Consider the following 26,589-nt stretch of genomic DNA (forward strand, 5'->3'; position numbering starts at 1 on the left):
CCCGGTCAGCTGGCCTCGTCGGCCTCCCGGTTCTCCCGGACATGCTTGCGGGCATGCTCGATTGCCGGTTCGAGCTCATCGAAGGAGTGGCGGTAGTGCCGCAGGGCGCCGATGACCCCGACGGTATCGGCCAGCTGGAGGTGTTCGGGTTTGATGCCCTTGATGAGCACGGTGATCCTGCGTCGTTCCAGGGCCCCGATGATCTCCACCAGGGCGTGGGCCCCGGTGGCATCGAGCATTCGCAGCCGGGACAGCCGCAGGATCACCACCTCGACCCCCGTGACCGATTGCAGGTCCTGCAGGATCTTCTCCGCGGCCCCGAAGAACATGGCCCCGTCCAGCCGGAAGATGGCGATGCGTTCGTCCCCGCCCACGGCGGGACCCTCCAGCGGTTCCCGGGCGACGCCCGAGGACCTGGCCACGGTGCGCAGGGCGAAGAAGGCGGCCACGAGCACACCGATCTGGATGGCCTCGATCAGGTCGAAGGCCACGGTGATGACCGCGGTGATCACGAACAGCGCGGCGTCCGCCCGGCTGGAACGCAGGATCGAGGTCATGGTGTGGCGGGAGACCATGCGGGTGGCGGTCACCATGAGGATCCCGGCCAGCACGGCCAACGGGATGCGCCCCACCAGCTGCGAGCCGGCATAGACGACCACCAGCAGCAGCAGGGCATGGACCATGGAGGCCAGCCGGGTGCGGGCCCCGCTGCGGACGTTCACCGCGGTCCGGGCAATCGCCCCGGTGGCCGGCATGCCCCCGAAGAGCCCCGCGGCGATCGATGCCAATCCCTGTCCGAAGAGCTCGCGATCGGGCTGGTACGGGCCTGTGGCGGAGCCGCTGGGGCCCACCAGGCCGGCGGCGACCCGCGCCGAGAGGAGTGATTCAATGGCGGCCAGGGCCGCGACGGCCAAGGCGGGGCCGGCCAGGTCGGTGATCAGGGGCCAGGAGAATCCGGGGATCGAGGGGGCACTCAACGCCGAGGGCAGTTCGCCGATGCGGGGAATGTCCAGCTGCAGCCATTCGGCAGCGACGGTGATCAGCACGACGGCGGCCAGGCTGGCGGGCAGCCCGGGGTGGATCCGCGGGCCGAACACCATCAGGGCCGCGACCAGCAGCACGATCGAGCCGGTGATGGCCGCGGTCGGCCACACGGATCCGGAGGCGGCCAGCCAGGCGGCCACCGCGGTGTTCAGTCCCGGCGGGGCCGTGGTTCCGGTGGCCAGCGGCACCTGTTGGAGGAAGATGATGGTACCGATGCCCAGGGTGAACCCCTCCACCACGGGCCACGGGATGTAGGCGACGGCGCGGCCCATCCCCAGGAAGCCGGCAGCCAACACGATCACTCCGGCCATGATCGAGAGCAGGGCGATCGAGCCGGCCCCATGGGCGGCGACGATCGGGGCCAGGATCACCACCATGGCCCCCGTAGGACCGGAGACCTGCACATGGGAGCCACCCAGGACCGCTGCCACGAATCCGGCGACGACGGCGGTGACCAGCCCGGCCGCTGCCCCGACCCCCGAGGTGACTCCGAAGGCCAGGGCCAGGGGAAGGGCCACGATGCCCACCGTCACCCCGGCCAGGAGGTCGACCCGCCAGGAGCCGGGCAGTTCGACGTAGTCGTCGACCGTGGGCAGGAACGAGCGGATGCGCTGTCCCGGCCTCATGACCGGCCCGCGTTCATCCGGTCGCCCAGGAAGACCCGGGCGATGTCGAGCAGTTCCGATATCCCGGGGTGGGCGAGGGTGTAGTGGACGTGGCTGGCCCGGCGTTCGGAGGTCACCACTTGGTGGCGGCGGAGCACCCTGAGGTGTTGGGACAGGTGGCTGGGCTCGATGTCCATGCCATGCAGCAGCTCGGCCACCGTGGCCGTGCCCCCCTCGGCGGCACTGAGGATCTCCAGGGCGCGGATACGGGCCGGGTGGGCGAGGGCCTTGAAGAGGTTGGCCTTGATTTCATACAGCGGTCGTTGCTCGTCGTCCAGGAACATTCTGCCTTTCACCACAGGATACCGACATGATGGATTCATCATACCGGACGTGGGTGGGAACACGGGCCGGGCCCGGGGGCCGCGGCCGGCCCGCCGGCTCCCGGTGTCATAGGCTGGAGACCGAGCAGTTCCAGCCACCGACGTGCCTGACAGCGAGGACACCATGAGCATCAATCCAGCCCTTCAGGGGCGCAGCTATCCGGCGGGCGGGACCTACGTGGTCTCCCGGGAGAAGATCCGCGAATTCGCGACGGCCACCCACGCCACCCACCGGGCCCACTTCGACCTCGAGGCCGCCGCCTCGCTCGGTCATGCCGAGCTCGTGGCCCCGCCGACCTTCGCGATCATCGTGGCCCAGCGGGCCGATGCCCAGCTGATCGCCGATCCGGAGGCGGGCATCGACTTCTCCCGCGTGGTCCATGCCGACCAGCGCTTCACCCTGCACCGCCCGATCCTCGCCGGGGATGAGCTGGTGGCCGAACTGCATGTGGACAAGGTCCGCGGCATGGGGACCGGTGCCATGATCACCACGCGCGCGGAAATCAGCACGGTGGACGGGGAGTCCGTCGCCACCACCATTTCGTCGATCCTCGTTCGCGGAGAGGAAGCAGCATGAGCCCCATCGACTTCGCCACCCTGGAAAAGGGCCAGCAGATCGGCAGCACCACGGTGCACGTCAACCGGGCCGACCTGGTGCGCTACGCCGGGGCCAGTGGTGACTTCAACCCGATCCACTGGAACGAACGCTTCGCCACCGACGTCGGGCTCCCCGGGGTCATCGCCCACGGCATGTTCACCATGGGTGCCGCCGTCACGCTCGTCGCGGACTGGATCGGCGATCCCGGGGCGGTCATCGACTACCAGAGCCGCTTCACGAAGCCGGTCGTCGTGGAGGATCCCGCGGGCACCAACCCCTCCGAGGCCGACGGCACCGCCCTGGAGGTCACCGGGGTCATCGGGGCACTGGATCCCGAGGCACGCACCGCCCGGGTGGACCTGACGGTCATCGCCGGGGGCGAAAAGGTCCTGGTCAAGGCCCAGGCGTTGGTCGGGTTCTGATGGCCCAGCTGCTGTCCTGCCTGACCACGAACGCGGTCGGGGGACCGGCCGGGACCTACCTCGAGGCGCATACCGAACAGGAGCTCATCGCCGCGGTACGGGCGGCGGACGACGCCGGCCACCGGCTCCTGCTGGTCGGTGGCGGCTCCAATCTGGTCATCTCCGACGACGGGTACCCCGGCACCGTGCTGCGCGTAGCGACCCGGGGCGTGGACATCACCACCGGCCCCGGAGGGGCCCGCATCACGGTCCAGGCGGGACATCCGTGGGACGACGTCGTCCACCGCACCCTCGAGGCCGGCCTGGTGGGCCTGGAAGCCCTCTCGGGGATCCCCGGCTCCGCGGGGGCCACCCCGGTGCAGAATGTGGGGGCCTACGGGACGGACGTGTCCAGGACGTTGGAAACCGTCCGGGCCTGGGACCGGCAGGAGGCGGCCCTGGTGGTCTTCGGCACCGCCGAGCTGGAGTTTGGATACCGCAATTCGCTGCTCAAGGCCACCACGGTGGACGGGTCCCCGCGCTACGTGGTCCTCGACGTCACCTTCGCCCTGGAAACCTCCGAATGGGGGGCACCCATCGCCTACGCCGAACTCGCCCGCACCCTGGGCGTGCAGACCGGCGAACGCGCGAAGGCGGCCGCCGTCCGCGAGACCGTCCTGGGCCTGCGGGCGGGCAAGGGCATGGTGCTGGACCCGGCGGACCGCGACACCTACAGCTCCGGGTCCTTCTTCACCAACCCGATCGTGGATGCCGACACCGCCGCGTCCCTACCCGAGGACGCCCCGCGTTTCGCCGCCGAGGGGGGAACCAAGCTCTCGGCAGCCTGGCTGATCGACCGCGCCGGCTTCGCCAAGGGATTCGGGCTGCCCGGCACCCCCGGCGCCGAACTCACCGGGGGGAGGGCCTCGCTGTCGACCAAGCACACCCTGGCCATCACCAACCGTGGCGAGGCGACCGCCGGGGACCTGCTGGCCATCGCCCGGGCCGTCCGCGACGGGGTCACCGAACGTTTCGGGGTCACCCTGCACAACGAGTCCCTGCTCATCGGCGTCGAACTCTGAACTCGCTGCTCGAAGGTCTTACGGTGGCCCGGAAAGTGGATCGGTGCCCGGTCCAGGAGGCGGGTTGCTTAGCTGATGATCACGTCGGACTGGTCGCCGTAGACGGTCGCGCTGTGCTTGCCGTCTTGGGTGGCCGCGATGATTCTGCCGATTTCGGGGAAGTCCACTCCGACGTTGTCCAGCATTTCGGCCGCGATCAAGTGCAGATCTCCCTCGGGGTCGGCCCTGGCCGCGAGATGGTTGTCCACGTAGAGGACGATGGTTCCCCGCTCGGGGCCTTCCACACGCTCAATCATGTTGTATGGAGCGGCGAAGCCTTCGAGGCTGTGTGCGCCTTCGTTGCTGAGCCAACGGTTCAAGGCGGCCTCGGCTACGGCCTGTTCCATGTAGGGCTCGTCCGGCGGGGTGAAGCTGGGCTGCGCCCAGAGCCGTTCCGGCGTGCCGGTCTCGGTGGAGGGGGCGGCGGCGTTGCATCCGGCGAGTGCGATGGCTGCGACGAGGAGTGGGGCGGCGGTCTGGCCCTTGAGGATGGCGGGTCCTTTCTGCGGTGGTGAATCGGCGTCCAGTCTAGGGGACCGGCCCCGAACTACGGCGGCCGGATCGACTACTTCGCGTGCGGTGGCTACGACCGCGTACACGGCAGCTGCCAACGCGACGACTTCAAAGAGTTCGAGCATTTCCGATGGCACGGTGCCGATCGGATCCCCGGCGCACGACACGGGTGGGGTTCGGGCACGAGGAAATTAAGGTTTCCTCCCCGTGCAAGTCATCGTGGACTTTTAGGGCTGATCTGACGCATTATTGAGGCATGGAACACGAGACAAGCCTGGAACACGCGATGGATCTGGCCGAAGGCAACATGAAGGAAGCCAAGCGTTTGCTCGACCAGGGCAAGAAGGCCCATGCCGCCGGGGAGATCACGGACGAACGGATGGCCTCGCTGCAACGCCTCTATGACACGGCGCATGAGGACGAGGGGCGCGCCCGCCGCGACACCTGAGTCGACGCGAGCAGGTGGGCGTGACCTTGAATGGCGGGGGCACCCCGGGGCGACCCGGTGGTGCCCCCGCCATTGATGTGCCCGGCCCCGGAGGCCACGGGCCCGCCCGCGCTACCGGCCGGTGGGTTCCAGCGGGCTGAAGACCGGGGACCGGCCAGGGGCGAAGACGCCCACCGTGGCCGCAGGTATTTCAACCCAATGCCGTTTGCTCCAATGCAGTTCCAGCGGTTCGGAGGCCACCAACTGGGCATCGTCGGGCAGCATCTCCAGTTCTCCGGTACCCGCGCCGAAGCCGACGCCGACATGCAGGGTCATCGGCCCGAAGGAGTGGTAGAGCGAGGGGGCCCGGACGGTCGTGGCGTCGGGGCTGACCCAGCGCAGGACGTAGAGCCGTTCCCCGTCCGAGGTGGCGATGGTGGCGCGGAACGGTTCGGCCAGGCCCCGGTCCCTCCGGGCCTGTTCGACCCGCAGGATCATCCGGGTCAGCGCCTGCACGGGGTCCGTGGCCAGCCCGTAGGTCAGGGCGAGGAAGAAGCAGACCTCGGTATCGCTGTTGCCCCGGATGAAGGGGTAGAGCTCCGGGTCCACGTCGAAGGTCAGTTCACGTTTGACCGCGCTGAACCCGTTGATGTCCCCGTTGTGCTGGAACATCCACCCGGCATGGACGAAGGGATGGCAGTTGTCCTGCGCGATGGTCCCCCCGGGGGCGGCCCGCACATGGGCCAGGAAGCACCCCGAGGAGATCTGCGCCGCCAGATGGCGGAGATTCCGGCTGTCCCAGGCGGGTGTGATCTCCCGATACTGCCCCAGCGTGCCGTTGACGCCCGACCAGGCCAGCCCGAACCCGTCCCCGTTGGTGGGGAAGGCATGGTCGCGGAACTGGGAGGAGATCTCCAGCGAAGGCAGCTGGAGATCCCGGGCAAGCAGGCTCTGGTCCAGCAGTGAGTGGTTGGGCCTGGTCAGGACGGTATCGAGGGTGATGGGCGAACCCATGTAGGCAATCCAGCGGCACATGGCCACCTCCGCAACTGGTTGGTCAGGCCAGTCTGGACCCGGACCTCCGTCCAGGCAACAGGCGGGGTGGCGGGGTGCTTAAACAGCGACGACGGCTGCCCTGGGGGCAGCCGTCGTCGTGGAAGGTCCGGGGACTAGAGGCGACCCAGGGCGATGGCCAGCATGCGGCGCAGCGGTTCTGCCGCGCCCCAGAGCAGCTGGTCACCCACGGTGAAGGCCGAGAGGTACTTCGGGCCCATCTCCATCTTGCGCAGCCGGCCGACCGGGATGTCCAGCGTTCCCGAGGCGGAGACCGGAGTCAGCTGCTCCATGGTGGCCTCCTTGGAGTTGGGGACCACCGTGGCCCACTCGTTGTCCTCGTCGAGGAGGCGTTCGATCTCCGCCAGCGGCAGGTCCTCGGTCAGCTTCAGGGTCAGTGCCTGCGAATGCGAGCGCATGGCGCCGACGCGGACGCAGAGGCCGTCGAGCATGATGTGGTTGTCCGCGGTGGTCCCGAGGATCTTATTCGTCTCGGCTCCGGCCTTCCACTCCTCCTTGGACTGGCCGTTGCCCAGATCGGCGTCGATCCACGGGATGAGCGAGCCGGCCAGCGGGACCCCGAACTCGGAGGCGTCCAGGTTCGCGCGCTGGGCCTCGAGGACCTTGCGGTCGATGTCCAGGATGGCGGAGGAGGGATCGGCCAGCTCGGTGTCCACGGCGGACTGGATCCCCCCGAACTGGGTGAGCAGTTCACGCATGTGGCGGGCCCCGCCTCCGGAGGCCGCCTGGTAGGTCATGGCCGTGCCCCATTCGACCAGCCCGTTGCGGAACAGTCCGCCCAGGCCCATGAGCATGCACGAGACGGTGCAGTTGCCGCCGACGAAGTCCAGGGTGCCTCCGGCCAGGCCGGCGTCGATGACGTTGCGGTTGACCGGGTCCAGCACGACGATCGAATCGTCGTTCATGCGCAGCGTCGACGCGGCGTCGATCCACAGGCCCTTCCAGCCGCGGGCCCGTAGTTCGGGGTGCACGCGCTGGGTGTAGTCACCGCCCTGGGCGGTGACGATGATCGGCAGCTTGGCGAGCTGGTCGACGTCGTACGCATCCTGCAGGACGCCCGCACCCACGGCGAACGAGGGGGCCGGGCCACCCGGGTTTGAGGTCGAGAAGAAGACGGGGTCGATGCCCTCGAAGTCCCCTTCGTCGAGCATGCGTTGCATGAGCACGGAGCCAACCATGCCTCGGTATCCAATGAATCCAACGGTAGAAGTCATTCAACCATCGTACGGCGGGCAGGGGGTCGAACCCCAGTCGGGTTACTTCGCCCGGCCGCCCATGCCGGGCTTCGGGGCCGGATCCAGAGCCTTCCGGCGGGCCGGGGACCTATTGGTCGGAGAGTAGCCGGGCCCGGCGGTTGATGGCCCAGAACGCGCCGAGGGCGAAGGCCTGGGTGATCGTGAACAGCACGATGATCCCGCCGATGACCTGGCCGGTGATGATCATCCAGAGCCCCAGTGCGGCGCAGATGAGCGCCAGCAGGGGGAAGAGCATGAAACCGATCGCGAAAAGCGGTTCCGGCTTGGTCGTCAGTTCCTTGAAGGCTTCCTTCACCTAGCGGCGCTCCCAGAGTTCGTGGCGGTATTCGGTCCCGTTGGCGGCGGTCAGCCACCCCTGGGCGGGTTCGGACAAGGTCAGCGTCCAGGCCGGCGACAGCCGGGGGGCCCGGGTGTCGCCTTCGGCCTCGATGTTGATGACGGTGACCACTGCCGTGTCCGCCAGCGGCTCGTAGGCGGTGTAGACCTCGCCTCCACCGCAGATCCAGATCTCCGCCGAGCCCTCGGCGGTGGCCGCCGCGTCCAAGGCCTCCTGCGGGGACCCGGCCACCGTGGCGCCGGCCTCGGTGGCCTCGGCGGCCGTCCGGTCTTCGGAGGTCAGCACGATGGTGGTCCGGCCCGCGAAGGGGCGGAACTTCGCGGGGATCGAGGCCCAGGTCCGCCGACCCATGATGACCGGATGGCCCAGGGTGGTGTGCTTGAAATGCTTCATGTCCTCGGGCAGGTGCCAGGGCATGGTGCCCCCCTGGCCGATGACCCCGTCCACCGTCTGGGCCCAGATCATGCCGATGCGCGGGCCCGCCCCGGTCTGGTCCGTCGGGGCCGCGTGCGTCACCGCGTCGGCGGAGTGGCGGCTCATACGGCCACCGGGGCCTTGATGGTCGGGTGGTGTTGGTAATCGAGGATCTCGAAGTCCTCGAGCCGGTAGTCCAGGATGGATTCCGGGGTGCGGGTCAGGCGCAGCCGGGGAGCGGGGTAGGGCTCCCGCCCGAGCTGTTCGTTGACCTGGTCGAGGTGGTTGTCGTAGATATGCACGTCCCCGCCGGTCCAGATGAACTCCCCGACCCCGAGGCCGACCTGCTGGGCGACCATATGGGTGAGCAGGGCGTAGGAGGCGATGTTGAAGGGGACCCCGAGGAACGTGTCCGCGCTGCGCTGGTAGAGCTGGCAGGAGAGCTTGCCGTCGGAGACATGGAACTGGAAGAAGACATGGCACGGCGGTAGGGCCATGTTCTCCAGTTCGGCCACGTTCCAGGCCGAAACGAGATGGCGCCGTGAATGCGGATTGGTCTTCAAGGCGTCGACCACCTGGGTGATCTGGTCGATATGTCCACCACCAGGGGTGGGCCAGGACCGCCACTGCACCCCGTACACCGGCCCGAGATCGCCGTTCTCATCGGCCCATTCGTTCCAGATCCGCACCCCCTGCTCCTGCAGCCAGGAGACGTTGGATTCCCCGCGCAGGAACCACAGCAGCTCGGCGGCCACCGATTTGAAGTGCACGCGCTTGGTGGTGATCAGCGGGAACCCGGCGTCCAGGTCGAAACGCAATTGCCGTCCGAAGACACTGCGGGTGCCGGTTCCGGTCCGATCCGGGGACGGGGTGCCGTTGTCCAGCACATCACGGAGCAGATCCTCGTAGGGGGTGGGAATAGCCATGGCCAAAGTCTACCGGCCCTCCGGTGCCTAGCCGGTCCCTGCTGCGATGCCCAGCGACATGGCGATGGGCAGACCGACGATCAGGAGCAGAAGGATGACGATGGCCCATTTGCCCTTCGGGTTGCCGATGTTGATGGTCAACCCCATCCCCGTCCCCTCCCGTTTGGGAACTAGGATCTGCGGATCGGCCGGGTCGTTGTAGAACAGCCCGCCGGCGACCCACCGGCGTTCCTCGGCGGCTTCGTCCTCATCGGGGTGCAGGCCCAGTTCGACGACGCGGCGCCGGCCCCAGCGCGAACCCCGCCACATGGCCCAACCGATGGGAACCAGCAGGATCGGCGCCAGGAAGACGGCGAACCAACCTCCCACGTGCTCCGGCCTGAGCCAGCCTTCGAGCGCCAGGCCCGCGAACACGGCAGCCAGGGCGATCGAGGTCGACCCCAGGGCGCCGATGGTTCCGCGAATCATCCCCTCGCGGCGGACCAGGCCGTATTCGGAGCGCTTTCTGCGGGCCGGGGACATCGCCGGAACCACAGCGGCGATGAACGCCAGCAGGACGATCATGCCCGCGCCGACCCACAACATGCCGAAGACGGTGCCGGGGGATTTATCCGCAAAGGCATCCGGGGCGCCGGAGGGCCCCCAATGGGTCGGGATCGTCTCGGGCAGCCCCGCATACAGACCCAAGCCGTACAGCTGGGTCCCGACCAGGATCGCCAGCCCCACCAGGTAGGTCAGCCAGATCGGGCCTCGACCGCGGGCCAGGACGTTCTCGGTGATCGTCATCGTCATGGCCTCGATGCTAGTGGTTCCCGGGCTGCCGACCGGCCACGCTTCCCGACGTCGTGTCCCGGCCTATTCGACGACCAGGTCCTGATATTCGGGGTAGCGGTCCAGATAGTCCTGGATGTAGCTGCATTCGACGAGGATCCGGCGCTGTTCGGCACGCAATTCGTCAAGCACCAGGGTGACCAGGGCCCGGGCATAGCCATGGCGTCCATGGGCTTCATCGATGATGGTGTGCTGCAGGGTCACGATCCCGCTCTGCGGATCGGTGCTGTACCCGAGGAAGCCGATGAATTCGTCGTGCTGCCAGAGCGCATACCGGCCACGGTCGTCGTCATGCTCCAGTCGCAGACCCTCGTGGACGATCTTTTCCGGACGCCAGCCCGGTACTGCCTGTGGCTCGTGGTCGGCGGTCACATTACCTCCTGGAACGACGGATAGCTGTGCTCCGACCCTACTCGGCGCACCGCCCGGGCACTACCTGCCCGACGGCGTGGTCTCAGTCGTCAAAGGTCTCGAAGACCTCCACCGACACCGGTTTGCGCAGCTTCGTCACCGGCAGATGCAGCACGACCATGGCGCCGGGGCGCAGGTAGGGGTCCGTCGCCGGTAGGAAACGGGCCAAGGGCCCGGGGAGCCGCTCGGCCATCGCGTCGAACACCAGGGGCAGGACCGGCCGGTGGGTGCACACGGCCTGGGGCACGCCCTTGTTCAACAGCTTCAACACCGCCTTGCGTGCGGTGGACGGGCGGCGCTTGGCCTCATGCTCGGTCAAGGCCGGAACCAGCTTCACACCCAGGTCGTGGCGCTTCAGATACGGGGAGACCGTCTGGATGCAGCGCGTCCACGGGCTGCTGGCCACCCGTTCGGGACGCCAGGCCGACAGGAGCGCATCCACCTCCAGCGCCTGGCGCTTACCGGTGGCGGCCAGCGGACGTTTGCCCTCCTCCTTGGTCCAGCTCGACCGGGGCTTCGCCTTGGCGTGGCGGACCACGATGAACGGCACCGTGGCCAGACGCCCGTTGATGTAGGCGCCCTCGAGGGTGTCGAGCGGGTCGATATCCGAAGGGTTCGTCAACTGACGCCGGGCCTCGGAGGGGGAGACCCACCGGGCCGCATCAACTTCGTGGCCATCGGGTTCGATGCGCTCGCCGGAGACCCGGGCCGCCCAGTAATACACGACCTTCGGTCCGGCCTTCACCGGATAGCGGATGGCCGGTAACGGGATGCCCAGGGTGATGTCCAGCCCCACTTCCTCCCGGACCTCCCGCACGGCGCACTGCGGGAGGGTTTCGCCGTCGTCGAGCTTGCCCTTGGGCCAGGACCAGTCATCATATTTCCCGCGATGGATCAGCAGGACCTCCAGCTCGCCGTCGGAGATCCGCCAGGGAATCGCCCCACCCGCGAGCACCTTGACGGTACCGCCGGTGACCAGTGGGTCATCGGAAGAGTGCAGTACCAGTGACATCAGCGGCGGGCCGCCCACCGCTGGCGGGATTCCAACAGCCACGACTGCACGTCGGAGAGGGGCTCCCCGTCCGGGCCGAGGTGATGGCGGGTCCAATCGCCGTCCGAGTCCAGATGCCAGCTGGCCGTGCCCTCGTCGAGGTAGCGGTCCAGGATGCGCTGCAGTTCGGCCACGTCCTCCTTATTGGAGATCCTGACCAGGGCCTCGACCCTGCGGTCCAGGTTGCGGTGCATCATATCGGCCGAGCCGATGTAGATCACGGGGTCCGCGTCGTTGTGGAAGGCGAAGACCCGGGAATGCTCCAGGAAACGGCCCAGGATCGACCGGACCCTGATGTTCTCGCTCAACCCGGGTACCCCCGGGCGCAGCGAACAGATCCCGCGGACGATGACATCGACCTTCACCTGGGCCTGGCTGGCCCGGTACAGGGCATCGATGATGGCCTCGTCGACCATGGAGTTGACCTTGATGACCACCCGGGCTTCGCGTCCTGCCTCGCGGTGGTGGATCTCCTGGTCGATGCGGTCGATCAGTCCGGAGCGCAGCGAGCGCGGAGCCACCAGCAGGCGTTTGAACGTCGAACGCGGTGCATAGCCGGAGAGCTGGTTGAACAGCCGGGACAGGTCCTCCCCGACCTGCTCGTCGGTGGTCAGCAAGCCCAGGTCCTCGTAGTACCTGGCCGTGCGCGGGTGGTAGTTGCCGGTGCCGATATGGCAGTACCGACGCAGCCGGTCCCCCTCACGGCGGATGACCAGGGAGAGCTTGGAATGGGTCTTCAGCCCCACGATCCCGTAGACCACATGGACGCCGGCCTCCTCGAGCTTGCGGGCCCAGGAGATATTGGCCTGCTCGTCGAACCTGGCCTTGATCTCCACCAGGGCCAGCACCTGCTTGCCCGCCTCGGCGGCATCGATCAGGGCATCGACGATGGGGGAGTCGCCCGAGGTGCGGTACAGGGTCTGCTTGATCGCCTGGACCTTCGGGTCGGCGGCCGCCTGCTCCAGGAAGGCCTGCACCGAGGTCGAGAACGAATCGTAGGGGTGGTGCAGCAGGATGTCCCGACGGCGCATCGCGGCGAACACATTGGCCGCCTTGGAGGTCTCCGAGGGGTTCAGGTCCCGGCTGGTGTGGGCCAGCTGCTTGGGATAGTGCAGATCGGCCCGATCGATGTTGGCGATGACCGAGAGCCCGCGCAGGTCCAAGGGGGCCGGCACCGCGAAGACCTCGTCCTCCTCGACCCCGAGCTCACGGACGAGCAGGTCCCGGATCGTGGGGTTGATGTCGCTGGCGACCTCCAGGCGGACCGGCGGGCCGAACCGACGGCGCAGCAGTTCCTTCTCCAGGGCCTGGAGCAGGTTTTCGGCGTCGTCCTCCTCGACCTCGAGGTCCTCGTTGCGGGTCACCCGGAACGTGTGGTGCTCGACGACCTCCATCCCCGGGAACAGGTACTCCAGGTGTTGGGCGATCACATCCTCCAGCGGGATGAACCGGGCCAGCCGCCCTGCGGTGTTCCCGGCGCGGGGCCCATCCACCGAGATCAGCCGCGGGAGCATGTCCGGGACCTTCAACCGGGCGAAGAGCTCCTTGCTGCTGACCGGGTTGCGCACGATCACCGCCAGGTTCAGCGACAGCCCCGAGATATAGGGGAAGGGGTGGGCCGGATCCACGGCCAGGGGCGTCAGGATCGGGAAGACCTGGGCGACGAACCAGCGCCGCATCTCCTCCTGCGCCGCCTGGTCCAGCTGCTCCCAGCGGGTGATCACGATCTGTTCGGTGGCCAGGGCCGGGCGCAGCGTCTCGGCGAAGACGTGGGCGTGACGCAGCTGCAGTTCCTTGGCCATGACCAGGATCTCCTCCAGCTGGTCGATGGGGCTGACCCCGGCGGCCGAGGGGACGGCCAGACCGGTGGCGATGCGCCGTTTGAGCCCGGCGACGCGGACCATGAAGAACTCGTCGAGGTTGGAGGCGAAGATCGACAGGAAGCTGATGCGCTCCAACAGGTACAGATCGGGGTCCTCCGCGAGCTCGAGCACGCGGGCATTGAAGTCCAGCCAGCTGACCTCGCGGTCCAGGAAACGATCGAGGGTGAAATCCCCGTCCGGGCCCAGCGGCGGGTCGAACAAAGGCAGCTCGATCCGGTCCTGGGTGGCCCTGGCCGATGGCACATCACCGTCGCCAAAGCTTGCTGCGGCTACGGAGGTGCTGTCCATCGGGTCTGTCCTAACGTACAAATCTGTGCAGTGGGGCATGCTCCGTGGCGCCCACGATTCCGGCGCGGGGGCGACGGTGCATGCCTGCCTTACTTTACCCGGCGGCCGCCGTACCGTGCGCGTACATCACGTCCACGTCCCAGCGGGTGAAACCGAGCTTGTTGTAGAGCCCGACGGCGGCGGTGTTGTCGGCGTCGACATAAAGCATGACGGCCTGCAGCCCGCGGGAGCGCAGATGCTCGATGCCGGCAATGGTCAGGGCCCGGCCCAGTCCCGTGCCCTGGGCCGCGGGGACCACCCCGACCACGTAGACCTCCCCGAGGCTCTGATGGGCACCGGTGGCACTGTCCTTCAGCGGTGGGTGGACCTTCGTCCAATGGAAACCGGCGATCGAACCGTCCCCGGCCTCGGCGATCAGGAAGCCCTCGGGATCGAACCAGTCCTCCTCCATCCGGGCCAACAGATCGGCCTTGGTCATCGACCCCTGCTCGGCATGGTCGACGAACGCGGCGGCATTGGCGGCCAGCCAGGCGTCCTCGTCCTGCCCGGGGACGAAACGGCGCAGCCGATATCCGGCAGGCATCTCGGCGGCGGGAAGACCGGCATCGTGCATCAAACGCATGCGCCATAGTTCGCGGACGGGCACGAACCCGTGGCGTTGGGCCAACCGGGACGCCGCGGCATGGTTGCCGTGGGACCACGCCTGCATCGCCTCCAGCGGGGATCTGGCATCGAGAGCGGCCAGCAGGGCGGCGCCGATCCCGTCGTTGCGGTATTCGGGGTGGACGACCAGTTCGAGGGTCCCGGAGGCGGAGTCGGCAGTGGAGACCGCCACGGCGACCCCGACCAGCTCGCCGGAGACCGCCCCGTCGTCGTCGCAGAGCCAGGCGGTGACGACCATGAGGCCCTCGGAGGCCTCCCCGGTACGCAGTTCCACGATGGTCTGGTCGCTCAGCGGCGGGTTGCCGTCACTGTCCTCGGCCTCCGCCGACAGGTGGGTGATCCGACGCAATAGGTCCTGATCCGGCCTGCCGTTGGCAAGGGTGATGGTCCAATCGGTGTTCTGGGTCGCGCTCATGCACCCAACCTATCCCCGGTGGGCCCGCTTGTGCAGTCCGCGACTCCCCGTCGGGGCGCGTCGTGCTCCGAAGTCGCCCGATGGACAGGGTCCCCGTGCTGCCCTCGACCGGGCCGATGAGGCAGGATGTAAGGCGTGAGAACCAAAACCTTTGCCACGGCCTCGCTCGTGGCGGTCGCCGCACTCGTCGCCGCAAGTTACGTCGGTCCGGCAGAAGCCGGAAGCTGGGCCATCTGGGCGGTGGTCTGCGTCAGCGTCCTGGTGTTTGCCTGGGGCTACCCCCGCCTGGTGGGCCTGCCCGCCCCCTGGCCCCTCAGCGCGGTGATCGCGCTCGCCGGCCTCGGGGCGTCGACGGCGGCGACCGTGGCCCCGATGCCGTCCCCGCTGCAGTGGATGGGCGCCTTCGGTGCCCTGGGAGTGATCCTGGTCTTCGTGACCCAACTGCTGCGCGGGACCGGCCAGCGGCAACGACTCGAATCGACCCTGGGTGGGTGCGCCGGCGTGCTGGTCGTGGTGTTCGGCAGCGGGTGGGTCGCCGCCGACCGGCTGGCCCCCAACGCCGGCAACGGGTCGATGATGCTGCTGTCGGGACTGAGCATCGCCGCCGCCGTCCTGGTCAGCGCCATCCCCTGGCCCGAACGCCTGACGGCCCCGCTGGGCTGGCTCGCCGCCATCCTGGTGGGTGGGGTCGCCAGCGTCCTGGTCGTCGATGTCTCCGTGATCCCGGCCGTCGTGGTGGGGGCCGTGGTGGGGTCGGTCGTCGTCTGCTTCCACGTCCTGGTGGTCTCGGAGGCACAGGTGCTGCGGGGCGGATCCTTCTCCACCGTGGCACCGGGCGCTCCCGGGGCCACGGCCGGACCCCGGGACGACGTCCTCGGGATCGCGGCTTCCCCGTCGGCGGAGCAGGGCACGGTCGCGGGCAAGGACGCCGGGGTGCTGGGGATCCGGGGCGCCATTGCCGTCGGTGTGGCCTGCGTGATCGCCTCGGGGGCGCTGGTCTACTACGTGGAACGAATGCTCCTGCACTGAGCCCGATCCCGCCTGCCGGACACCGAATCCCTTTCACGGCGGCACGGCGTTAGGATGGAACCATGGAATCGAATTACATGGCACTAGAGATCTTCTTCATCACCCTGCTGGTCGTTGCCGGGCTGGGGATGGCCGGCTTCGCCGGTCTGGTCGTCACTCGCCTGTTCAAGGGCCAGAAGTAGCAGGACCGTACTGCATGCCCATTGAGCTACCCACCGACCTGACCCCCGAACTCGTCCCGCTCTCCTGGCTCATCGGCACCTGGGAAGGTGCCGGACGGCTGGGCGAAGGAGAGGGCGACGACGCCCACTTCGTGCAGCGGGTGGAGTTCACCCACGACTCCACTCCCTACTTGTCCTACCGGGCCGAGAGCTGGCTCAGTGACGAAGAGGGCAATAAGTTGCGCCCGCTGGCCACCGAGCAGGGCTATTGGGGACTGGACCGTCCCCTGGAGGACGCCGATGGAGGACCCGGCCTGATCCCCGGCGACATCGTCCCCGCCCTGCGCACGGCCGACGACGTCGAGGCGTTGCGGGCCCCCGAAGGCGGATTCAACATCGTGGTGAACATCGCCCACCCGCGAGGGGTGTGCGAGCTCTACTACGGCAACATCAACGGTCCGCGCATCGAGCTGGCCACGGACATGGTCGTCCGTGGGTCCAACTCCCGGGATTTCTCCGCGGCCACGCGGATGTATGGATTGGTCAACGGCCAGCTCTTCTGGCGTTGGGATGTCGCCGCCGGCGGCGCTGCCTTGGCGGCCCATGCCTCGGCCGCCTTGACGAAGGAGGCATGACATGACGTGGAAATCACCACTGCTCGGACGCGACGGGGCCATCGAAGGCACCGGCATCGATGCCGGTGTCCCCGCCCATTACGGTGAGCCGCTGCCCGAACAACGCCGACTCGACGCCGGGGAAGCCGTCGTGGACCTGTCGCATCGGGGAGTCGTCACCGTCAGCGGTGTCGACCGGCTCTCCTGGCTGAACACCCTCTCCAGCCAGCTGTTGCTCGGCCTGGCTCCGGGGGAAAGCAGCGAAACACTGCTGCTGACCGTGCAGGGACGCATCGAATATGCCTGCCGCGTCATCGACGATGGCGAGACGACCTGGCTGATCGTGGAGGCCGCCGACGCGGCCCCGCTGGCCTCCTGGCTCGACGCCATGCGCTTCACGCTGCGTGTCGAGGTCCACGACGCCACGGCCGACTGGGCCGTGGTCGGCGCCGGAGCCCCGCTCGAAGTACTGGCCGGATTCACCGCCTGGCGGGATCCGTGGCCGGGCATCAGCACCGGAGGCTACGCCTATTCGGCCCCCGAGCACGCTGGCACGGGCCGGGTCTGGATCGAATACCTGGTTCCGCGGGCCGAACTGGAATCCGCCATCGGGCAACTGCCGCTGGCGGGGACCATGGCAGCCGAGGCGCTTCGCGTGGCCGCATGGCGTCCACGGGTGGCCGTGGATGCCGATGAAAAGACCATTCCCCACGAACTGGATCTGCTGCGCACTTCCGTCCACATGGACAAGGGCTGCTATAAGGGCCAGGAGACGATCGCCCGGGTCCACAACCTGGGCCGTCCGCCGCGTCGGGTGGTCTTCCTGCATCTGGATGGCAGCATGCACTCCCATCCGGCCGCCGGCAGCGAAGTGAAACTGGGGGAGAAGACCGTCGGCAGGGTCACCTCCGTCGCCTGGCATTACGAAGCCGGGCCGATCGCGCTGGCCGTCGTGCGACGCAACACCGATCCCGAGGCGGCCTTGACCGTGGTGGATGGTGACGAGGAGTACCCGGTGAACCAGGAAACGATCGTGACTCCGGACGCCGGCCAGGTCGTCGGCCGGGCCACCGGGTTCCTCCGCCCGCGCCGCTAGGCCGGCCCCCCGGGCCGTGCCGTGGGCGTGTGCCTTATTCCCCGCCCAGGCTGGCCCGGGTGAGGGATCCGGAGAGCACGAGCCCCAGGGCATCGGCCAGACGCTGGGCGCCCTTATGGTTCACATCGGCGGCAAACTGGGCCACGAACCCTTCACTGAGGGCGTCGTCGGCGGCCACCGCGGCGATGTAGGTCCCGAGTCCATGCCGCCGCAGCGCCGGTGCCGTGAGGACCTTCAGATCGGCGATGAGCCCTTCCCAGACCGAATACCCGGCTCCCGCCAGGGCGGCCCGGCCCTCTTCGGCGACGAGGGTGAAGGCCCGGTCCTGGGCGGAGAGCCGGACCCCGGCCAGATCGTCGCGGGGACACAATTCCTCGAGTTCGACGGCGGTCGAGGCCTCATCGGAGACCAGGGTCGTACTCGATTCCACGATCTCCGGAGGCTGGTCGGCGTGGTAGAGCAGGGATTCGCCCAGCCCCCGGGCCGATCCGTCGCCGTGGTCGCGCAGCAGGCCCAGCAGAACCGCTTCGGCCGCCAGTTCCTCATCGGCGGTATCGGCGGCGGCCTGCAGCAGCCAGGCGGGGCCGCAGAGCACCGATCCGGCACCGAAGCGCAGGAACGTCACCGTCGAGGTGTCCTCATCGCAATGGTTGATCCGCAGCGGGGTGTCCCCGCCCATCGCCACCGAGGCGAGGGCGGAGTCCTCCATGTTCAATCGTCGGGCCCACGCCAAGGCGATGATGGCCAGCGTTCCGGTCTCCAGTTCCATGCTCACCACACTACTGATCGCCGGCCCGCAAGGCCCGTCGGAGCTAGCCGAAGAGCAGCGAGGCCTCGTCGTACCGGTGCTGGGGAACACGCTTGAGGTTGTTCAGCGCCGCCTGGAACGGCACCCGGTGGATGTTGGTGCCGCGCAGGGCGACCATGTTGCCCCAGGCCTTTTCCTCCACGGCGTCCACGGAGGCCATGCCCAGCCGGGTGGCCAGCACCCGGTCGAAGGCGCTGGGAACGCCGCCGCGCTGGATGTGTCCGAGTACGGTGGCCCGGGTTTCGATGCCGGTATCGGCCTCGATGCGGTAGGCCAGCTGGTCCCCGATCCCGCCCAGCCGGGGGCGGCCGACGGAATCATGGCCACGATCCGAATACGCTTCCTGCGCACCTTCGGGGACGAACCCCTCGGCGACGACGACCAGGGGGGCGCGTCCGCGGTCCCGGGCTTCGAGGACCCAGGCGTTGATCTGTTCCATGGTCGTGTGCTGCTCGGGGATGAGGATCGCGTGGGCCCCGGCGGCCATGCCGCAGTGCAGGGCGATCCAACCGACATGGCGGCCCATGACCTCGGCCACCATGCAACGGTGGTGGGATTCACCGGTGGTCCGCAGCCGGTCGATGGCCTCCGTGGCGATGGCGACTGCGGTATCGAAGCCGAAGGTGTAGTCGGTGGCGTCGAGGTCGTTGTCGATGGTCTTGGGGACCCCCACGATGTTCACTCCGGCGTCGGTCAGCCGTTTGGCCCCGGCCAGTGTTCCTTCGCCTCCGATGGCGATGACGGCGTCGACGCCCAACCGGTCCAGGGTCTGCTGGATCTTTTCCGGCCCACCGTGGTCCCCGTCGAAGGGGTTGGTGCGGGAGGTGCCCAGGATGGTGCCGCCCTGCTTGGAGATGCCGCGGACGCGTTCGCGGGGAAGATCGACGACATCGCCTTCGACGACTCCGCGCCAGCCGTCGAGGAAGCCCACGAATTCGTGGTTGTGGCTCTTGATGCCGTTCAGGACCGCCCCGCGGATGACGGCGTTCAGTCCCGGGCAGTCTCCGCCGCTGGTCAGGATTCCGATGCGCATGGTGATGTGTGTGCTTTCGTCGGGTTCTCGTCCCGGTGAGGGACCTTGATCGGAGCGCGACGTTGAGCTCAACACGTCGATGCTAGCAACTGGCCCATGAGACGGCCACCACAGCGACACCTGAACACGTCACACGGCCCGGCCCCGTCCGGGGCCGGACCGTCGGTGCCACTACTGGCGGGCGGTCTTGATGATGCGCTCCAGGGGGAGGGTGTCGTCGTGGAAGGGCAGGAGGAGCCAGAGCACCAGATACAGCGGCACGCCGATGAACGGGAGCACGAAACTGAGCAGGATGGCGATCCGGACGATGGTCACATCCCAGCCGGTGGCCCGGGCGATTCCCCCGGCGATGCCGCCGGCCAAACGCTGCGGACCGCGGCGGAACGGGATGGCCCGCAGGGACTTGTAGACGGATTCCATGGGGATTCCTTTCGTGGTGTGCTGCTGGACAGTGACGCTATCAGGACCGGGAGGGGTGCGTCCGGGAGGCCCGGCGTGCCGCCACGAGACCACCGACGACCAACACGAGTCCGGCCCCGAGGAACAGGATGATGGCCACCGTGCTCCCGGACAAGGTGATGCCGTAGAGGACCGAAACCAGGATCAGTAGTCCCACGGCCAGGACCACGAGGCCGAAGACGAAGGTCCCCAACGGCATCCCCTGGGGTTCCTCGGCCACCAGCGGAGCCTCTTCACCGGGGGCTGCCGCCGGGCCCGGGGAGCGGGGGCCGGTTTCGGTGGGTGCCGTCGTCGGCCAGGGGTCCGAGGCGGGGGACTCCGTGGAGGGGGCGGGCCCGGTGGTGCCGATCGGCGTCGTCGGGTCCCCGGAGGGTTCGATGGGCCCGCTCGGCTGGTCGGGCTGCGTTTCGTCCGGACCCTGGTCGGGCTGGTGTTCGGGGTGGGGGGTGCTCATGGTGTGACCTCCTTGGAGGTGATGTCGATGGAATTGAAGGCCCCGTCGATGTCTAGGTGCAGGACCGGACCATCGGCGTCGGCGTTGAGGTTGATGGTGTCCCCGCTGGCGATGCCCGAGTATTTGCGCACGCCGTCGTCGTCGGGCACCTGGAGCGAATAGAAGGCCGAGTCGGCGGTGATCTTCACCGGGACGTCCTCCGGGATGACGATCTTCAGGTTGCTGAAGACGTTGGTCACCGACAGCTTGGTGTCCTCCTTCATGTCGTTCCCGTACGGAGTCAGGTCAAGGGTCCCGTTGTTGAAGACGTAGGTGTACTCCTGGCCCGACCGTTGCACGACCGGCCCGGGCCAGTTGACGCTCGGAGCATATTGGGCCCCGAGTCCGCTGACCAGCAGGGTGGGGACGAGCAACGCGATCGTGAATCCGGTCAGCGCCCCTCCGCGTAGCGAGCGCAGGGCGGCGCCAACCAGGCCGGCGCCCAACACGGTCAATGCGGCGGCCAGGGCCACGGTGACCTCGCGCCCCCCGTAGTCCAGGATCCCGTTCATCGCGGTGAGGATGACGGACCCGGCGACCAGCACGGCCACGCCCAGCAGGATCGCGACGGTGTGGCCGGGAAGGGCCGGGCGGGCCCGGACCGGGCGGGGTGGGGGTGTGGTGGTCATGGGAGCCTTTCCGGGCTGGGCGGGACCCGCAGCCATTGACGGGGCGGCAGAACCCGGGGTGTCCGGGCCTGCGGGAGGCATGGAGGAAGCCCGCGGGGCTTCCGGGTCAAGGGTGGTCCCCTCCGGCCCGTGGCCGGCCGGGGGGCCTTGCCGGTTGAGGCGGTTCTCCCGACGGGTGGACCGGGTGGAGAAGAACCAGATGATGGCGCCCACCCAGATGGCGGTCCAGATGAGGCTGCTCCACCAGGAGTTGCCGGGGTCGAATCGCCAGCCGCCCAGGAAGGAGGGCCCGTTGACGACCCCGATGACCACGAAGATCAGCGACCCGGTCATCCCGCTGCTCCAGTGGCCGCGTCCTGCCTGCTGGAGGTGGATGCGCCCCTCGGAGTCGGGCAGCAGGGCCCAGGCCAGCCCGTAGAGCAGGAGCCCGACGCCGGAGAAGACGACGACGATCAACAACAGGCCGCGGGACAGTGCGGGGTCGATGCCGAAGCGTCGTCCCAGCCCGGAGGAGACACCACCGATCCAGTGGTGTTCACCGCGCTCGACGCCCAGCCCCCGGAGCCAGCGGAAGAAGGAATTTTCTACAGGTGCGTGATTCATGCTTCCATCCTTGCCCGTCGGGGCTCCCGCCACCATCGGGGTCTGCCCTGAACGCCCCCTGATCCTTCCCCCCATTCCCCTGAGCGGGAGTGGTGAACGGGTCCGGGCATGTTTGTATGGGGTCATGACCGAAACGCGCAGCCGCCCACCCCTGGTGCGTGCCGAACCGCGCGTCCTGGGAGGAGTCTGCGCCGGATTGGCGGTCCACCTGAACCACCCCGTGCGCAACATCCGCATCGGGATGGTCCTGCTGACCGTGTTCGCCGGGGCCGGGATCGTGCTGTACGGCTGGCTGTGGGTCATGGTCCCGTCCCGTGAAGACGCCCTGGAGGAGGCCGAGCGTTCCCGCGCCGGAGGCCCCATCGCCCTGGCCGCCGATGCCGGGGCTGTCCCCGGAACGCAGCGGCAGGGGCCCGCGGCTCCGGGCGCCGCCTCGACCTCGGGGGCGGGGGGCCGGTGGTCCCTGCGGCTGGGGGGCCTGGCAGGGCGCCAGGTCCTCGCCGGCGCGGGCCTGCTGCTGCTGAGCGTGTTGCTCTTCGCCCAGATGCAGGGCCTGGCCGTGGCCTGGGGGCTGATCTGGCCGGCCGTGCTGATCATCGCCGGTGCCGTCCTGGCCTGGTTGCAGCTCGACGCGGGCCGGCGGCGTGGGCTGCGCAAGGCCGCCGGGGCCGAACGCGCCGCCGGAATGGTGCGTCTGGTGGGAGGCGTCGCACTGGTCGTCCTGGGGCTGATCTTCCTGGTCTCGGGGGCGGTGAGTCTTGAGTCGCTGTGGAACGGGGTTTTCGTCGCCGTCATCGTCCTGGCCGGGATCCTGCTGGTCCTCGCCCCGTGGGGGCTCAGGTTCTGGCGGGACTACGAATCCGAGCGGGCGAATAGGGTTCGGGTGGGGGAACGGGCAGAGATCGCCGCGCACCTGCACGATTCGGTCCTGCAGACCCTGGCCCTGATCCAGATGCGCGCCGGTGACGAGGCCCAGGTGCTTCGCCTGGCCAGGGCCCAGGAACGGGAACTACGTCAATGGCTCTACCGGGAGGCCCCGGCGGCGGCAGGGGGCATCTGCGCGGACATCCGGGCTGAAGCGGCCCGGCTTGAGGAGTCCCATGACGCGGTGATCGAGGTGGTCGCCGTCGGGGACCTCGAGGGCCTTGAAGGGCACGACGCCGTGGTGCAGGCCGCCCGTGAAGCCATGCTCAATGCGGCCAAGCATGCCGGCGGGACCGTGGCCGTCTACGTGGAAGCCTCCCCGGAAGGAATCGATGTCTTCATCCGCGATCGCGGAACGGGGTTTGATCCGGAGGCCCTGGAGCAGGACCGCCTGGGGGTCCGCGAATCGATCATCGGGCGCATGCAGCGCAACGGCGGGACCGCCACCATTTCCAGCAATACCGGGGGCACCGAGGTGCACCTGTCCATGAAGCATGAACCAAACGAGGAGTCGAACCGGTGAATACGCTCGAACCGGCCGCGGCAGCGCGGCGGACCAGGGTCGTGGTGGTCGATGACCACGCAATCTTCCGTTCCGGACTGAAATCCGATCTGGACGATCGGCTCCAGGTGGTCGGGGAGGCCGCCACCGTGGAAGAAGCCATCAGGATCGTCACCGCACAACGCCCCGACGTCGTCCTGCTTGATGTGCACCTGCCAGGAGGCCGTGGCGGCGGCGGTGCCGAGGTGTTGGCCGGATGCACCGCATTATTGGCCGACGTGCGCTTCCTGGCGCTGAGCGTCTCGGATGCGGCCGAGGACGTGGTGACCGTCATCCGGGCCGGGGCGCGCGGCTACGTGACCAAATCCATTTCGGGGGCCGAGATCTCCGATGCCGTGATCCGGGTGTCGGCAGGGGACGCGGTGTTCTCCCCGCGGCTGGCGGGTTTCGTCCTGGACGCCTTCGGGACCCAGGCCGGGGTCAGCGCCGAGGACGAGCTGGACCTGCTGTCCGCCCGGGAATTGGAGGTCATGCGCCTCATCGCCCGCGGCTACACCTATAAGGAAGTGGCCAAGGAGCTGTTCATCTCGGTGAAGACCGTTGAAACCCATGTCTCCAAGGTCCTGCGCAAGCTGCAGCTGTCCAACCGGCATGAACTCACCCGATGGGCCGTGGACCGCCGGATCCTCTGACCCACGGCCCGGCGCCCCACCGGGTGGTCACGGCTTCTAGGAAGCCCGGCCCAGCAGCTCGGCGATCCGGCCGATGCCTTCGGCGAGGTCCTCATCACCGAGCGCGTAGGACAGACGCAGGAAGCCCGAAGGTCCGAAGGCCTCACCGGGGACCACCGCCACTTCTGCCTTTTCCAGGATCAGTGCCGCGAGTTCGGCCGACGTCTGCGGGCGGACCCCGTCGATCTCCCGGCCCAGGAGGGCACGGACGTCGGCGTAGACGTAGAAGGCGCCCTTCGGGGTGGGGCATTCCACCCCGTCGATGGCATTGAGCCCCGCGACGATGGCCTTGCGTCGACGGTCGAAGGCGGTGCGCATCTCATCGACGGCGTCCAACGGGCCGGATACGGCAGCCAGGGCGGCCATCTGCGGGACGTTGGCGACATTCGACGTCGCATGGGACTGCAGGTTGGTGGCCGCCTTGATGACGTCCGTCGGGCCGATCATCCAGCCGACCCGCCAGCCGGTCATCGCGTAGGTCTTGGCCACGCCGTTGAGGATGACGACCCGGTCGCCTAGTTCCGGGGCCGCCGTGGCGATCGAGGTGAACTTCGCATCGTCGTAGGTCAGATGTTCGTAGATCTCGTCGGTGACGACCCACAGGCCCTTCTCGGCGGCCCACCGGCCGATCTCGGCGACCATTTCCGGCGGGTAGACGGCACCGGTCGGGTTGGAGGGGGAGACGAACACCAGGATCTTGGTGCGTTCGGTCACGGCGGCCTCGAGCTGCTCTGTCGTGACCAGGTAGCCCTGCTCGGGGCCGGCGAAGACCTCCACCGGAACGCCGCCGGCCAGGCGGATCGCTTCGGGGTAGGTCGTCCAATAGGGGGTGGGGACGATGACCTCGTCCCCCGGATCCAGCAGGGTCGCGAAGGTGTTGTAGACCGCCTGCTTGCCGCCATTGGTGACCAGCACCTGGGAGTCCTCCACGGCGTAGCCGGAATCCCGCAGGGTCTTCGCGGCGATGGCGGACTTCAACTCGGGCAGTCCCGAAGCGGGGGAGTAGCGGTGGAATCGTGGGTTGCGTGCGGCGGTGACCGCGGCCTCCACGACATAGTCGGGGGTCGGGAAGTCGGGTTCGCCGGCACCGAATCCGATCACGGGACGTCCGGCGGCCTTGAGCGCCTTGGCCTTGGCGTCCACGGCGAGCGTGGCTGATTCGGCAATCGATCCGATGCGTCGGGAAATGCGTGACATGGGTTCGCTTCCTGGGGTCGGGGGCGTGGGGCCTAGCTGATTCCAGCTTAGCCGCGCTCCGCCGGGCAGCACAGAATGCGTCGGCAGGCCTACGGAAGCAGGCCAATCCGGCGGGTCCGCGGCACAAATCCGGTTCGACTTGTGGGTGGTGAATGCGTAGACTGTTCCCTCGGTGTTGGAATACGCCTCGACGCGGTGTGCTTGAAGGGCCACCACGGCGGGACGGACGACCAATCCGAAGGGTAGTGGCGCAATTGGTAGCGCAGCGGTCTCCAAAACCGCAGGTTGCAGGTTCGAGTCCTGTCTGCCCTGCGCAGTGGCAACCCACATGGTTCATGTGGGGGCTCGGCGAAATCCACGTCACGGTGTGTTGCGGCCGACAGGCCGCGGTGCACCGTGATCGTTTCAAGATGCGAAGAACTCGAATCGAGGCACAGTGACCGAAGCAACAACGGGACGCTCCACGGGCTCCCCCCGAGGCGGCAAGCCCGCCAAGGGCGGTTTCTTTGCGCGTATCGCCTTGTTCTTCCGCCAGGTCATTTCCGAGCTGAAGAAGGTCGTCACCCCGACCCGTAGCGAGTTGGTGAACTACACGCTGACCGTTCTGGGCTTCGTGATCCTGGTGATGCTGATCGTCAGCGGGCTGGACCTGTTGTTCGGAAACGGCGCGATCCTGGTCTTCACCAACCCACCGGAGCAGTAGCGGCTGCCGACATCCTTGAATAAGGGCGACGTCGGCATCCCTCGGCCCAGCCACGATGAAATGTTCTGGTTTACCAGTCAAAGAAAGCAGGAACCGCAGTGTCCGAGCAGGAACTCGAACCGCAGGCCAACGACGACGCCGTTGAGCAGGCAACCGAGGCCGACGCCGTAGAGGCGCCGGTCGATTCCGTCGTTTCGGAACAGACCCCGGCCGCCGAGGCGTCCGAGGAAACCGCGGACGACGCCTCCACCGCCGACGAAGCCACCACCCCGGACGAGGACGAGGCGGAAGCTGAGGCTCCCGAGTTGACCCCCGAGGAGGCCGTCGCGGCCGCCAAGGAGGAGTACCGGACCAAGCTGCGCCGCCAGCCCGGTGACTGGTATGTCATCCATTCCTACGCCGGCTACGAGAACCGCGTGAAGGTGAACCTGGAGACCCGCGCCCAGACCCTGGGCATGGAGGATTTCATCTACGAGATCCAGGTCCCCATGGAAGAAGTCGTGGAGATCAAGAACACGACCCGCAAGATCGTCCGCCGCGTGCGCATCCCCGGCTACGTGCTGGTGCGCATGGAACTGACCGACGAATCGTGGGGCACCGTGCGCCACACCCCCGGCGTCACCGGTTTCGTGGGCAACGCCCATGATCCGACGCCGTTGAGCCTGGACGAGGTGTTCTCGATGCTCGAGCACACCATCGTGAGCGAGGAACCTGCCCAGGAAGGCGGCTCCTCGAAGCCGGGACGCGCCCCGTTCACCGAGGTCAACGTCGATTTCACCGTCGGGGAGTCGGTGACCGTCAACGACGGGCCGTTCGAGACCCTGCCGGCGACGATCAGCGAGATCAAGCTCGAGTCCCAGCAACTCGTGGTCCTCGTGTCGATCTTCGAACGCGAGACCCCGGTGACGCTGTCGTTCAGCCAGGTCACCAAGATCCAGTAGGGATCACCGAAGACTTCGTTCCCAG

Annotated in this window: 30 protein-coding genes and 1 tRNA gene; 12 read left to right on the plus strand and 19 right to left on the minus strand. The window is 68.1% G+C overall.

Features of this window, described 5'->3' with window-relative positions:
• Positions 1-5: 5 nt before the first annotated feature.
• A complete protein-coding gene (locus ACT3UE_RS04905) occupies positions 6-1,670 on the minus strand; it encodes a SulP family inorganic anion transporter (RefSeq protein ID WP_444561071.1) in 1,665 nt (554 codons plus the stop codon).
• Positions 1,667-1,993 (minus strand): ArsR/SmtB family transcription factor, encoded by a 327-nt coding sequence (locus ACT3UE_RS04910; RefSeq protein WP_444566313.1) that lies wholly within the window; start codon positions 1,991-1,993, stop codon positions 1,667-1,669. The genes ACT3UE_RS04905 and ACT3UE_RS04910 overlap by 4 nt, the downstream gene beginning before the upstream one ends.
• 163 nt (positions 1,994-2,156) lie before the next feature.
• Between ACT3UE_RS04910 and ACT3UE_RS04915 the strand changes: the two genes are divergently transcribed.
• From ACT3UE_RS04915 to ACT3UE_RS04925, 3 genes are read left to right on the plus strand one after another with little or no spacing between them, the layout of a single operon-like run.
• Entirely contained in the window at positions 2,157-2,609 is a 453-nt protein-coding gene (locus tag ACT3UE_RS04915; protein ID WP_444553333.1) for an FAS1-like dehydratase domain-containing protein, read from the plus strand.
• On the plus strand, positions 2,606-3,052 hold the full coding sequence (locus tag ACT3UE_RS04920; protein ID WP_444561069.1) for a MaoC family dehydratase: 447 nt from the start codon (positions 2,606-2,608) through the stop codon (positions 3,050-3,052). The genes ACT3UE_RS04915 and ACT3UE_RS04920 overlap by 4 nt, the downstream gene beginning before the upstream one ends.
• On the plus strand, positions 3,052-4,113 hold the full coding sequence (locus ACT3UE_RS04925; protein WP_444553331.1) for a UDP-N-acetylmuramate dehydrogenase: 1,062 nt from the start codon (positions 3,052-3,054) through the stop codon (positions 4,111-4,113). Before ACT3UE_RS04920 ends, ACT3UE_RS04925 begins: the two co-directional genes overlap by 1 nt.
• A gap of 68 nt (positions 4,114-4,181) precedes the next feature.
• Here ACT3UE_RS04925 and ACT3UE_RS04930 read toward each other — a convergent pair whose 3' ends face one another.
• Positions 4,182-4,802: a hypothetical protein gene (locus ACT3UE_RS04930; RefSeq protein ID WP_444553330.1), complete on the minus strand. Its 621-nt coding sequence runs from the start codon at positions 4,800-4,802 to the stop codon at positions 4,182-4,184.
• Positions 4,803-4,921: 119 nt separating this feature from the next.
• Here ACT3UE_RS04930 and ACT3UE_RS04935 point away from each other — a divergent pair, with 119 nt between their 5' ends.
• Positions 4,922-5,113: a hypothetical protein gene (locus ACT3UE_RS04935; protein WP_444553329.1), complete on the plus strand. Its 192-nt coding sequence runs from the start codon at positions 4,922-4,924 to the stop codon at positions 5,111-5,113.
• 111 nt (positions 5,114-5,224) lie between these two features.
• Here the strand turns inward: ACT3UE_RS04935 and ACT3UE_RS04940 are convergent, their stop codons facing one another.
• From ACT3UE_RS04940 to mshD, 10 genes are all read right to left on the minus strand, one after another.
• A complete protein-coding gene (locus ACT3UE_RS04940; protein ID WP_444561068.1) occupies positions 5,225-6,106 on the minus strand; it encodes a class II glutamine amidotransferase in 882 nt (293 codons plus the stop codon).
• Between the two features lie 155 nt (positions 6,107-6,261).
• Positions 6,262-7,380: an aspartate-semialdehyde dehydrogenase gene (gene asd, locus ACT3UE_RS04945; protein ID WP_444553327.1), complete on the minus strand. Its 1,119-nt coding sequence runs from the start codon at positions 7,378-7,380 to the stop codon at positions 6,262-6,264.
• Positions 7,381-7,489: 109 nt separating this feature from the next.
• Positions 7,490-7,717 (minus strand): NF038396 family protein, encoded by a 228-nt coding sequence (locus ACT3UE_RS04950; RefSeq protein WP_444553326.1) that lies wholly within the window; start codon positions 7,715-7,717, stop codon positions 7,490-7,492.
• Positions 7,718-8,299, minus strand: coding sequence for a dihydrofolate reductase (locus ACT3UE_RS04955; RefSeq protein ID WP_444553325.1), 582 nt, complete (start codon positions 8,297-8,299; stop codon positions 7,718-7,720). It lies immediately after the preceding gene.
• Positions 8,296-9,099: a thymidylate synthase gene (locus tag ACT3UE_RS04960; protein WP_444553324.1), complete on the minus strand. Its 804-nt coding sequence runs from the start codon at positions 9,097-9,099 to the stop codon at positions 8,296-8,298. Before ACT3UE_RS04960 ends, ACT3UE_RS04955 begins: the two co-directional genes overlap by 4 nt.
• Before the next feature lie 27 nt (positions 9,100-9,126).
• Positions 9,127-9,891 carry a DUF1648 domain-containing protein gene (locus ACT3UE_RS04965; RefSeq protein ID WP_444553323.1) on the minus strand — a complete coding sequence of 255 codons (765 nt, stop codon included), beginning with the start codon at positions 9,889-9,891 and terminating at the stop codon, positions 9,127-9,129.
• A gap of 63 nt (positions 9,892-9,954) precedes the next feature.
• Positions 9,955-10,302, minus strand: coding sequence for a GNAT family N-acetyltransferase (locus ACT3UE_RS04970; protein ID WP_444553322.1), 348 nt, complete (start codon positions 10,300-10,302; stop codon positions 9,955-9,957).
• 82 nt (positions 10,303-10,384) lie between these two features.
• Entirely contained in the window at positions 10,385-11,353 is a 969-nt protein-coding gene (locus ACT3UE_RS04975; protein ID WP_444566314.1) for an NUDIX hydrolase, read from the minus strand.
• Positions 11,353-13,563: an RNA degradosome polyphosphate kinase gene (locus ACT3UE_RS04980; RefSeq protein WP_444553320.1), complete on the minus strand. Its 2,211-nt coding sequence runs from the start codon at positions 13,561-13,563 to the stop codon at positions 11,353-11,355. The genes ACT3UE_RS04975 and ACT3UE_RS04980 overlap by 1 nt, the downstream gene beginning before the upstream one ends.
• Before the next feature lie 94 nt (positions 13,564-13,657).
• Positions 13,658-14,641 carry a mycothiol synthase gene (gene mshD / locus ACT3UE_RS04985; RefSeq protein WP_444561066.1) on the minus strand — a complete coding sequence of 328 codons (984 nt, stop codon included), beginning with the start codon at positions 14,639-14,641 and terminating at the stop codon, positions 13,658-13,660.
• Positions 14,642-14,776: 135 nt separating this feature from the next.
• Here mshD and ACT3UE_RS04990 point away from each other — a divergent pair, with 135 nt between their 5' ends.
• The 3 genes from ACT3UE_RS04990 to ygfZ all read left to right on the plus strand — a co-directional run bounded on the left by ACT3UE_RS04990 (position 14,777) and on the right by ygfZ (position 17,541).
• Complete coding sequence (locus ACT3UE_RS04990) at positions 14,777-15,670, plus strand: permease (RefSeq protein ID WP_444553318.1); 894 nt, start codon at positions 14,777-14,779, stop codon at positions 15,668-15,670.
• Positions 15,671-15,866: 196 nt separating this feature from the next.
• The gene (locus ACT3UE_RS04995) at positions 15,867-16,466 is read left to right on the plus strand and encodes an FABP family protein (protein ID WP_444561065.1); all 600 of its coding nucleotides are present in this window, start codon (positions 15,867-15,869) and stop codon (positions 16,464-16,466) included.
• A 1-nt stretch (position 16,467) separates the two neighbouring features.
• A complete protein-coding gene (gene ygfZ / locus ACT3UE_RS05000; RefSeq protein ID WP_444553316.1) occupies positions 16,468-17,541 on the plus strand; it encodes a CAF17-like 4Fe-4S cluster assembly/insertion protein YgfZ in 1,074 nt (357 codons plus the stop codon).
• A 34-nt stretch (positions 17,542-17,575) separates the two neighbouring features.
• Here the strand turns inward: ygfZ and ACT3UE_RS05005 are convergent, their stop codons facing one another.
• From ACT3UE_RS05005 to ACT3UE_RS05025, 5 genes are all read right to left on the minus strand, one after another.
• The gene (locus ACT3UE_RS05005) at positions 17,576-18,310 is read right to left on the minus strand and encodes a GNAT family N-acetyltransferase (RefSeq protein WP_444553315.1); all 735 of its coding nucleotides are present in this window, start codon (positions 18,308-18,310) and stop codon (positions 17,576-17,578) included.
• A 43-nt stretch (positions 18,311-18,353) separates the two neighbouring features.
• A complete protein-coding gene (locus ACT3UE_RS05010; RefSeq protein WP_444553314.1) occupies positions 18,354-19,382 on the minus strand; it encodes a 6-phosphofructokinase in 1,029 nt (342 codons plus the stop codon).
• A 171-nt stretch (positions 19,383-19,553) separates the two neighbouring features.
• Positions 19,554-19,802, minus strand: a complete 249-nt coding sequence (locus ACT3UE_RS05015) for a PspC domain-containing protein (RefSeq protein ID WP_444553313.1) — start codon at positions 19,800-19,802, stop codon at positions 19,554-19,556.
• A gap of 40 nt (positions 19,803-19,842) precedes the next feature.
• The gene (locus ACT3UE_RS05020) at positions 19,843-20,295 is read right to left on the minus strand and encodes a hypothetical protein (RefSeq protein ID WP_444553312.1); all 453 of its coding nucleotides are present in this window, start codon (positions 20,293-20,295) and stop codon (positions 19,843-19,845) included.
• Positions 20,292-21,566 (minus strand): PspC domain-containing protein, encoded by a 1,275-nt coding sequence (locus tag ACT3UE_RS05025; RefSeq protein WP_444553311.1) that lies wholly within the window; start codon positions 21,564-21,566, stop codon positions 20,292-20,294. The genes ACT3UE_RS05020 and ACT3UE_RS05025 overlap by 4 nt, the downstream gene beginning before the upstream one ends.
• A gap of 124 nt (positions 21,567-21,690) precedes the next feature.
• On the opposite strand from ACT3UE_RS05025, the gene ACT3UE_RS05030 reads away from it, so the two are divergent.
• Both ACT3UE_RS05030 and ACT3UE_RS05035 read left to right on the plus strand, forming a co-directional pair.
• Positions 21,691-23,013 carry an ATP-binding protein gene (locus tag ACT3UE_RS05030; RefSeq protein ID WP_444553310.1) on the plus strand — a complete coding sequence of 441 codons (1,323 nt, stop codon included), beginning with the start codon at positions 21,691-21,693 and terminating at the stop codon, positions 23,011-23,013.
• Positions 23,010-23,684 carry a LuxR C-terminal-related transcriptional regulator gene (locus ACT3UE_RS05035; RefSeq protein WP_444553309.1) on the plus strand — a complete coding sequence of 225 codons (675 nt, stop codon included), beginning with the start codon at positions 23,010-23,012 and terminating at the stop codon, positions 23,682-23,684. Before ACT3UE_RS05030 ends, ACT3UE_RS05035 begins: the two co-directional genes overlap by 4 nt.
• Positions 23,685-23,720: 36 nt before the next feature.
• Here the strand turns inward: ACT3UE_RS05035 and ACT3UE_RS05040 are convergent, their stop codons facing one another.
• Positions 23,721-24,920: a pyridoxal phosphate-dependent aminotransferase gene (locus ACT3UE_RS05040; RefSeq protein ID WP_444553308.1), complete on the minus strand. Its 1,200-nt coding sequence runs from the start codon at positions 24,918-24,920 to the stop codon at positions 23,721-23,723.
• 239 nt (positions 24,921-25,159) lie between these two features.
• On the opposite strand from ACT3UE_RS05040, the gene ACT3UE_RS05045 reads away from it, so the two are divergent.
• The 3 genes from ACT3UE_RS05045 to nusG all read left to right on the plus strand — a co-directional run bounded on the left by ACT3UE_RS05045 (position 25,160) and on the right by nusG (position 26,564).
• Positions 25,160-25,232 (plus strand) — tRNA-Trp (locus ACT3UE_RS05045).
• A 124-nt stretch (positions 25,233-25,356) separates the two neighbouring features.
• Positions 25,357-25,623, plus strand: coding sequence for a preprotein translocase subunit SecE (secE, locus tag ACT3UE_RS05050; protein ID WP_087000260.1), 267 nt, complete (start codon positions 25,357-25,359; stop codon positions 25,621-25,623).
• A 98-nt stretch (positions 25,624-25,721) separates the two neighbouring features.
• The gene (gene nusG, locus ACT3UE_RS05055) at positions 25,722-26,564 is read left to right on the plus strand and encodes a transcription termination/antitermination protein NusG (RefSeq protein WP_444553307.1); all 843 of its coding nucleotides are present in this window, start codon (positions 25,722-25,724) and stop codon (positions 26,562-26,564) included.
• The last annotated feature ends 25 nt before the right edge of the window (positions 26,565-26,589 follow it).

Origin of the sequence: Arthrobacter sp. 179 (assembly GCF_052379645.1) — a bacterium.
GTDB lineage: Bacteria > Actinomycetota > Actinomycetes > Actinomycetales > Micrococcaceae > Arthrobacter_H.

Bases quoted from the DNA above. Each gene is read 5' to 3' on its own strand.
- mshD (WP_444561066.1), bottom strand. From the start codon at position 14,641: ATGAGCGCGACCCAGAACACCGATTGGACCATCACCCTTGCCAACGGC.
- ACT3UE_RS04940 (WP_444561068.1), bottom strand. From the start codon at position 6,106: ATGGGTTCGCCCATCACCCTCGATACCGTCCTGACCAGGCCCAACCAC.
- ACT3UE_RS05010 (WP_444553314.1), bottom strand. From the start codon at position 19,382: ATGCGCATCGGAATCCTGACCAGCGGCGGAGACTGCCCGGGACTGAAC.
- ACT3UE_RS05040 (WP_444553308.1), bottom strand. From the start codon at position 24,920: ATGTCACGCATTTCCCGACGCATCGGATCGATTGCCGAATCAGCCACG.
- ACT3UE_RS05005 (WP_444553315.1), bottom strand. From the start codon at position 18,310: ATGGAACTGGAGACCGGAACGCTGGCCATCATCGCCTTGGCGTGGGCC.
- ACT3UE_RS05020 (WP_444553312.1), bottom strand. From the start codon at position 20,295: ATGAGCACCCCCCACCCCGAACACCAGCCCGACCAGGGTCCGGACGAA.
- ACT3UE_RS04995 (WP_444561065.1), top strand. From the start codon at position 15,867: ATGCCCATTGAGCTACCCACCGACCTGACCCCCGAACTCGTCCCGCTC.
- ACT3UE_RS04960 (WP_444553324.1), bottom strand. From the start codon at position 9,099: ATGGCTATTCCCACCCCCTACGAGGATCTGCTCCGTGATGTGCTGGAC.
- asd (WP_444553327.1), bottom strand. From the start codon at position 7,380: ATGACTTCTACCGTTGGATTCATTGGATACCGAGGCATGGTTGGCTCC.
- ACT3UE_RS04935 (WP_444553329.1), top strand. From the start codon at position 4,922: ATGGAACACGAGACAAGCCTGGAACACGCGATGGATCTGGCCGAAGGC.
- ACT3UE_RS05030 (WP_444553310.1), top strand. From the start codon at position 21,691: ATGACCGAAACGCGCAGCCGCCCACCCCTGGTGCGTGCCGAACCGCGC.
- ACT3UE_RS04925 (WP_444553331.1), top strand. From the start codon at position 3,052: ATGGCCCAGCTGCTGTCCTGCCTGACCACGAACGCGGTCGGGGGACCG.
- ACT3UE_RS04980 (WP_444553320.1), bottom strand. From the start codon at position 13,563: ATGGACAGCACCTCCGTAGCCGCAGCAAGCTTTGGCGACGGTGATGTG.
- ACT3UE_RS04910 (WP_444566313.1), bottom strand. From the start codon at position 1,993: ATGTTCCTGGACGACGAGCAACGACCGCTGTATGAAATCAAGGCCAAC.
- ACT3UE_RS04965 (WP_444553323.1), bottom strand. From the start codon at position 9,891: ATGACGATGACGATCACCGAGAACGTCCTGGCCCGCGGTCGAGGCCCG.
- ACT3UE_RS05025 (WP_444553311.1), bottom strand. From the start codon at position 21,566: ATGAATCACGCACCTGTAGAAAATTCCTTCTTCCGCTGGCTCCGGGGG.
- ACT3UE_RS04975 (WP_444566314.1), bottom strand. From the start codon at position 11,353: ATGTCACTGGTACTGCACTCTTCCGATGACCCACTGGTCACCGGCGGT.
- ACT3UE_RS04920 (WP_444561069.1), top strand. From the start codon at position 2,606: ATGAGCCCCATCGACTTCGCCACCCTGGAAAAGGGCCAGCAGATCGGC.
- ACT3UE_RS04915 (WP_444553333.1), top strand. From the start codon at position 2,157: ATGAGCATCAATCCAGCCCTTCAGGGGCGCAGCTATCCGGCGGGCGGG.
- ACT3UE_RS05015 (WP_444553313.1), bottom strand. From the start codon at position 19,802: ATGGAATCCGTCTACAAGTCCCTGCGGGCCATCCCGTTCCGCCGCGGT.
- ygfZ (WP_444553316.1), top strand. From the start codon at position 16,468: ATGACGTGGAAATCACCACTGCTCGGACGCGACGGGGCCATCGAAGGC.
- ACT3UE_RS04905 (WP_444561071.1), bottom strand. From the start codon at position 1,670: ATGAGGCCGGGACAGCGCATCCGCTCGTTCCTGCCCACGGTCGACGAC.
- ACT3UE_RS04955 (WP_444553325.1), bottom strand. From the start codon at position 8,299: ATGAGCCGCCACTCCGCCGACGCGGTGACGCACGCGGCCCCGACGGAC.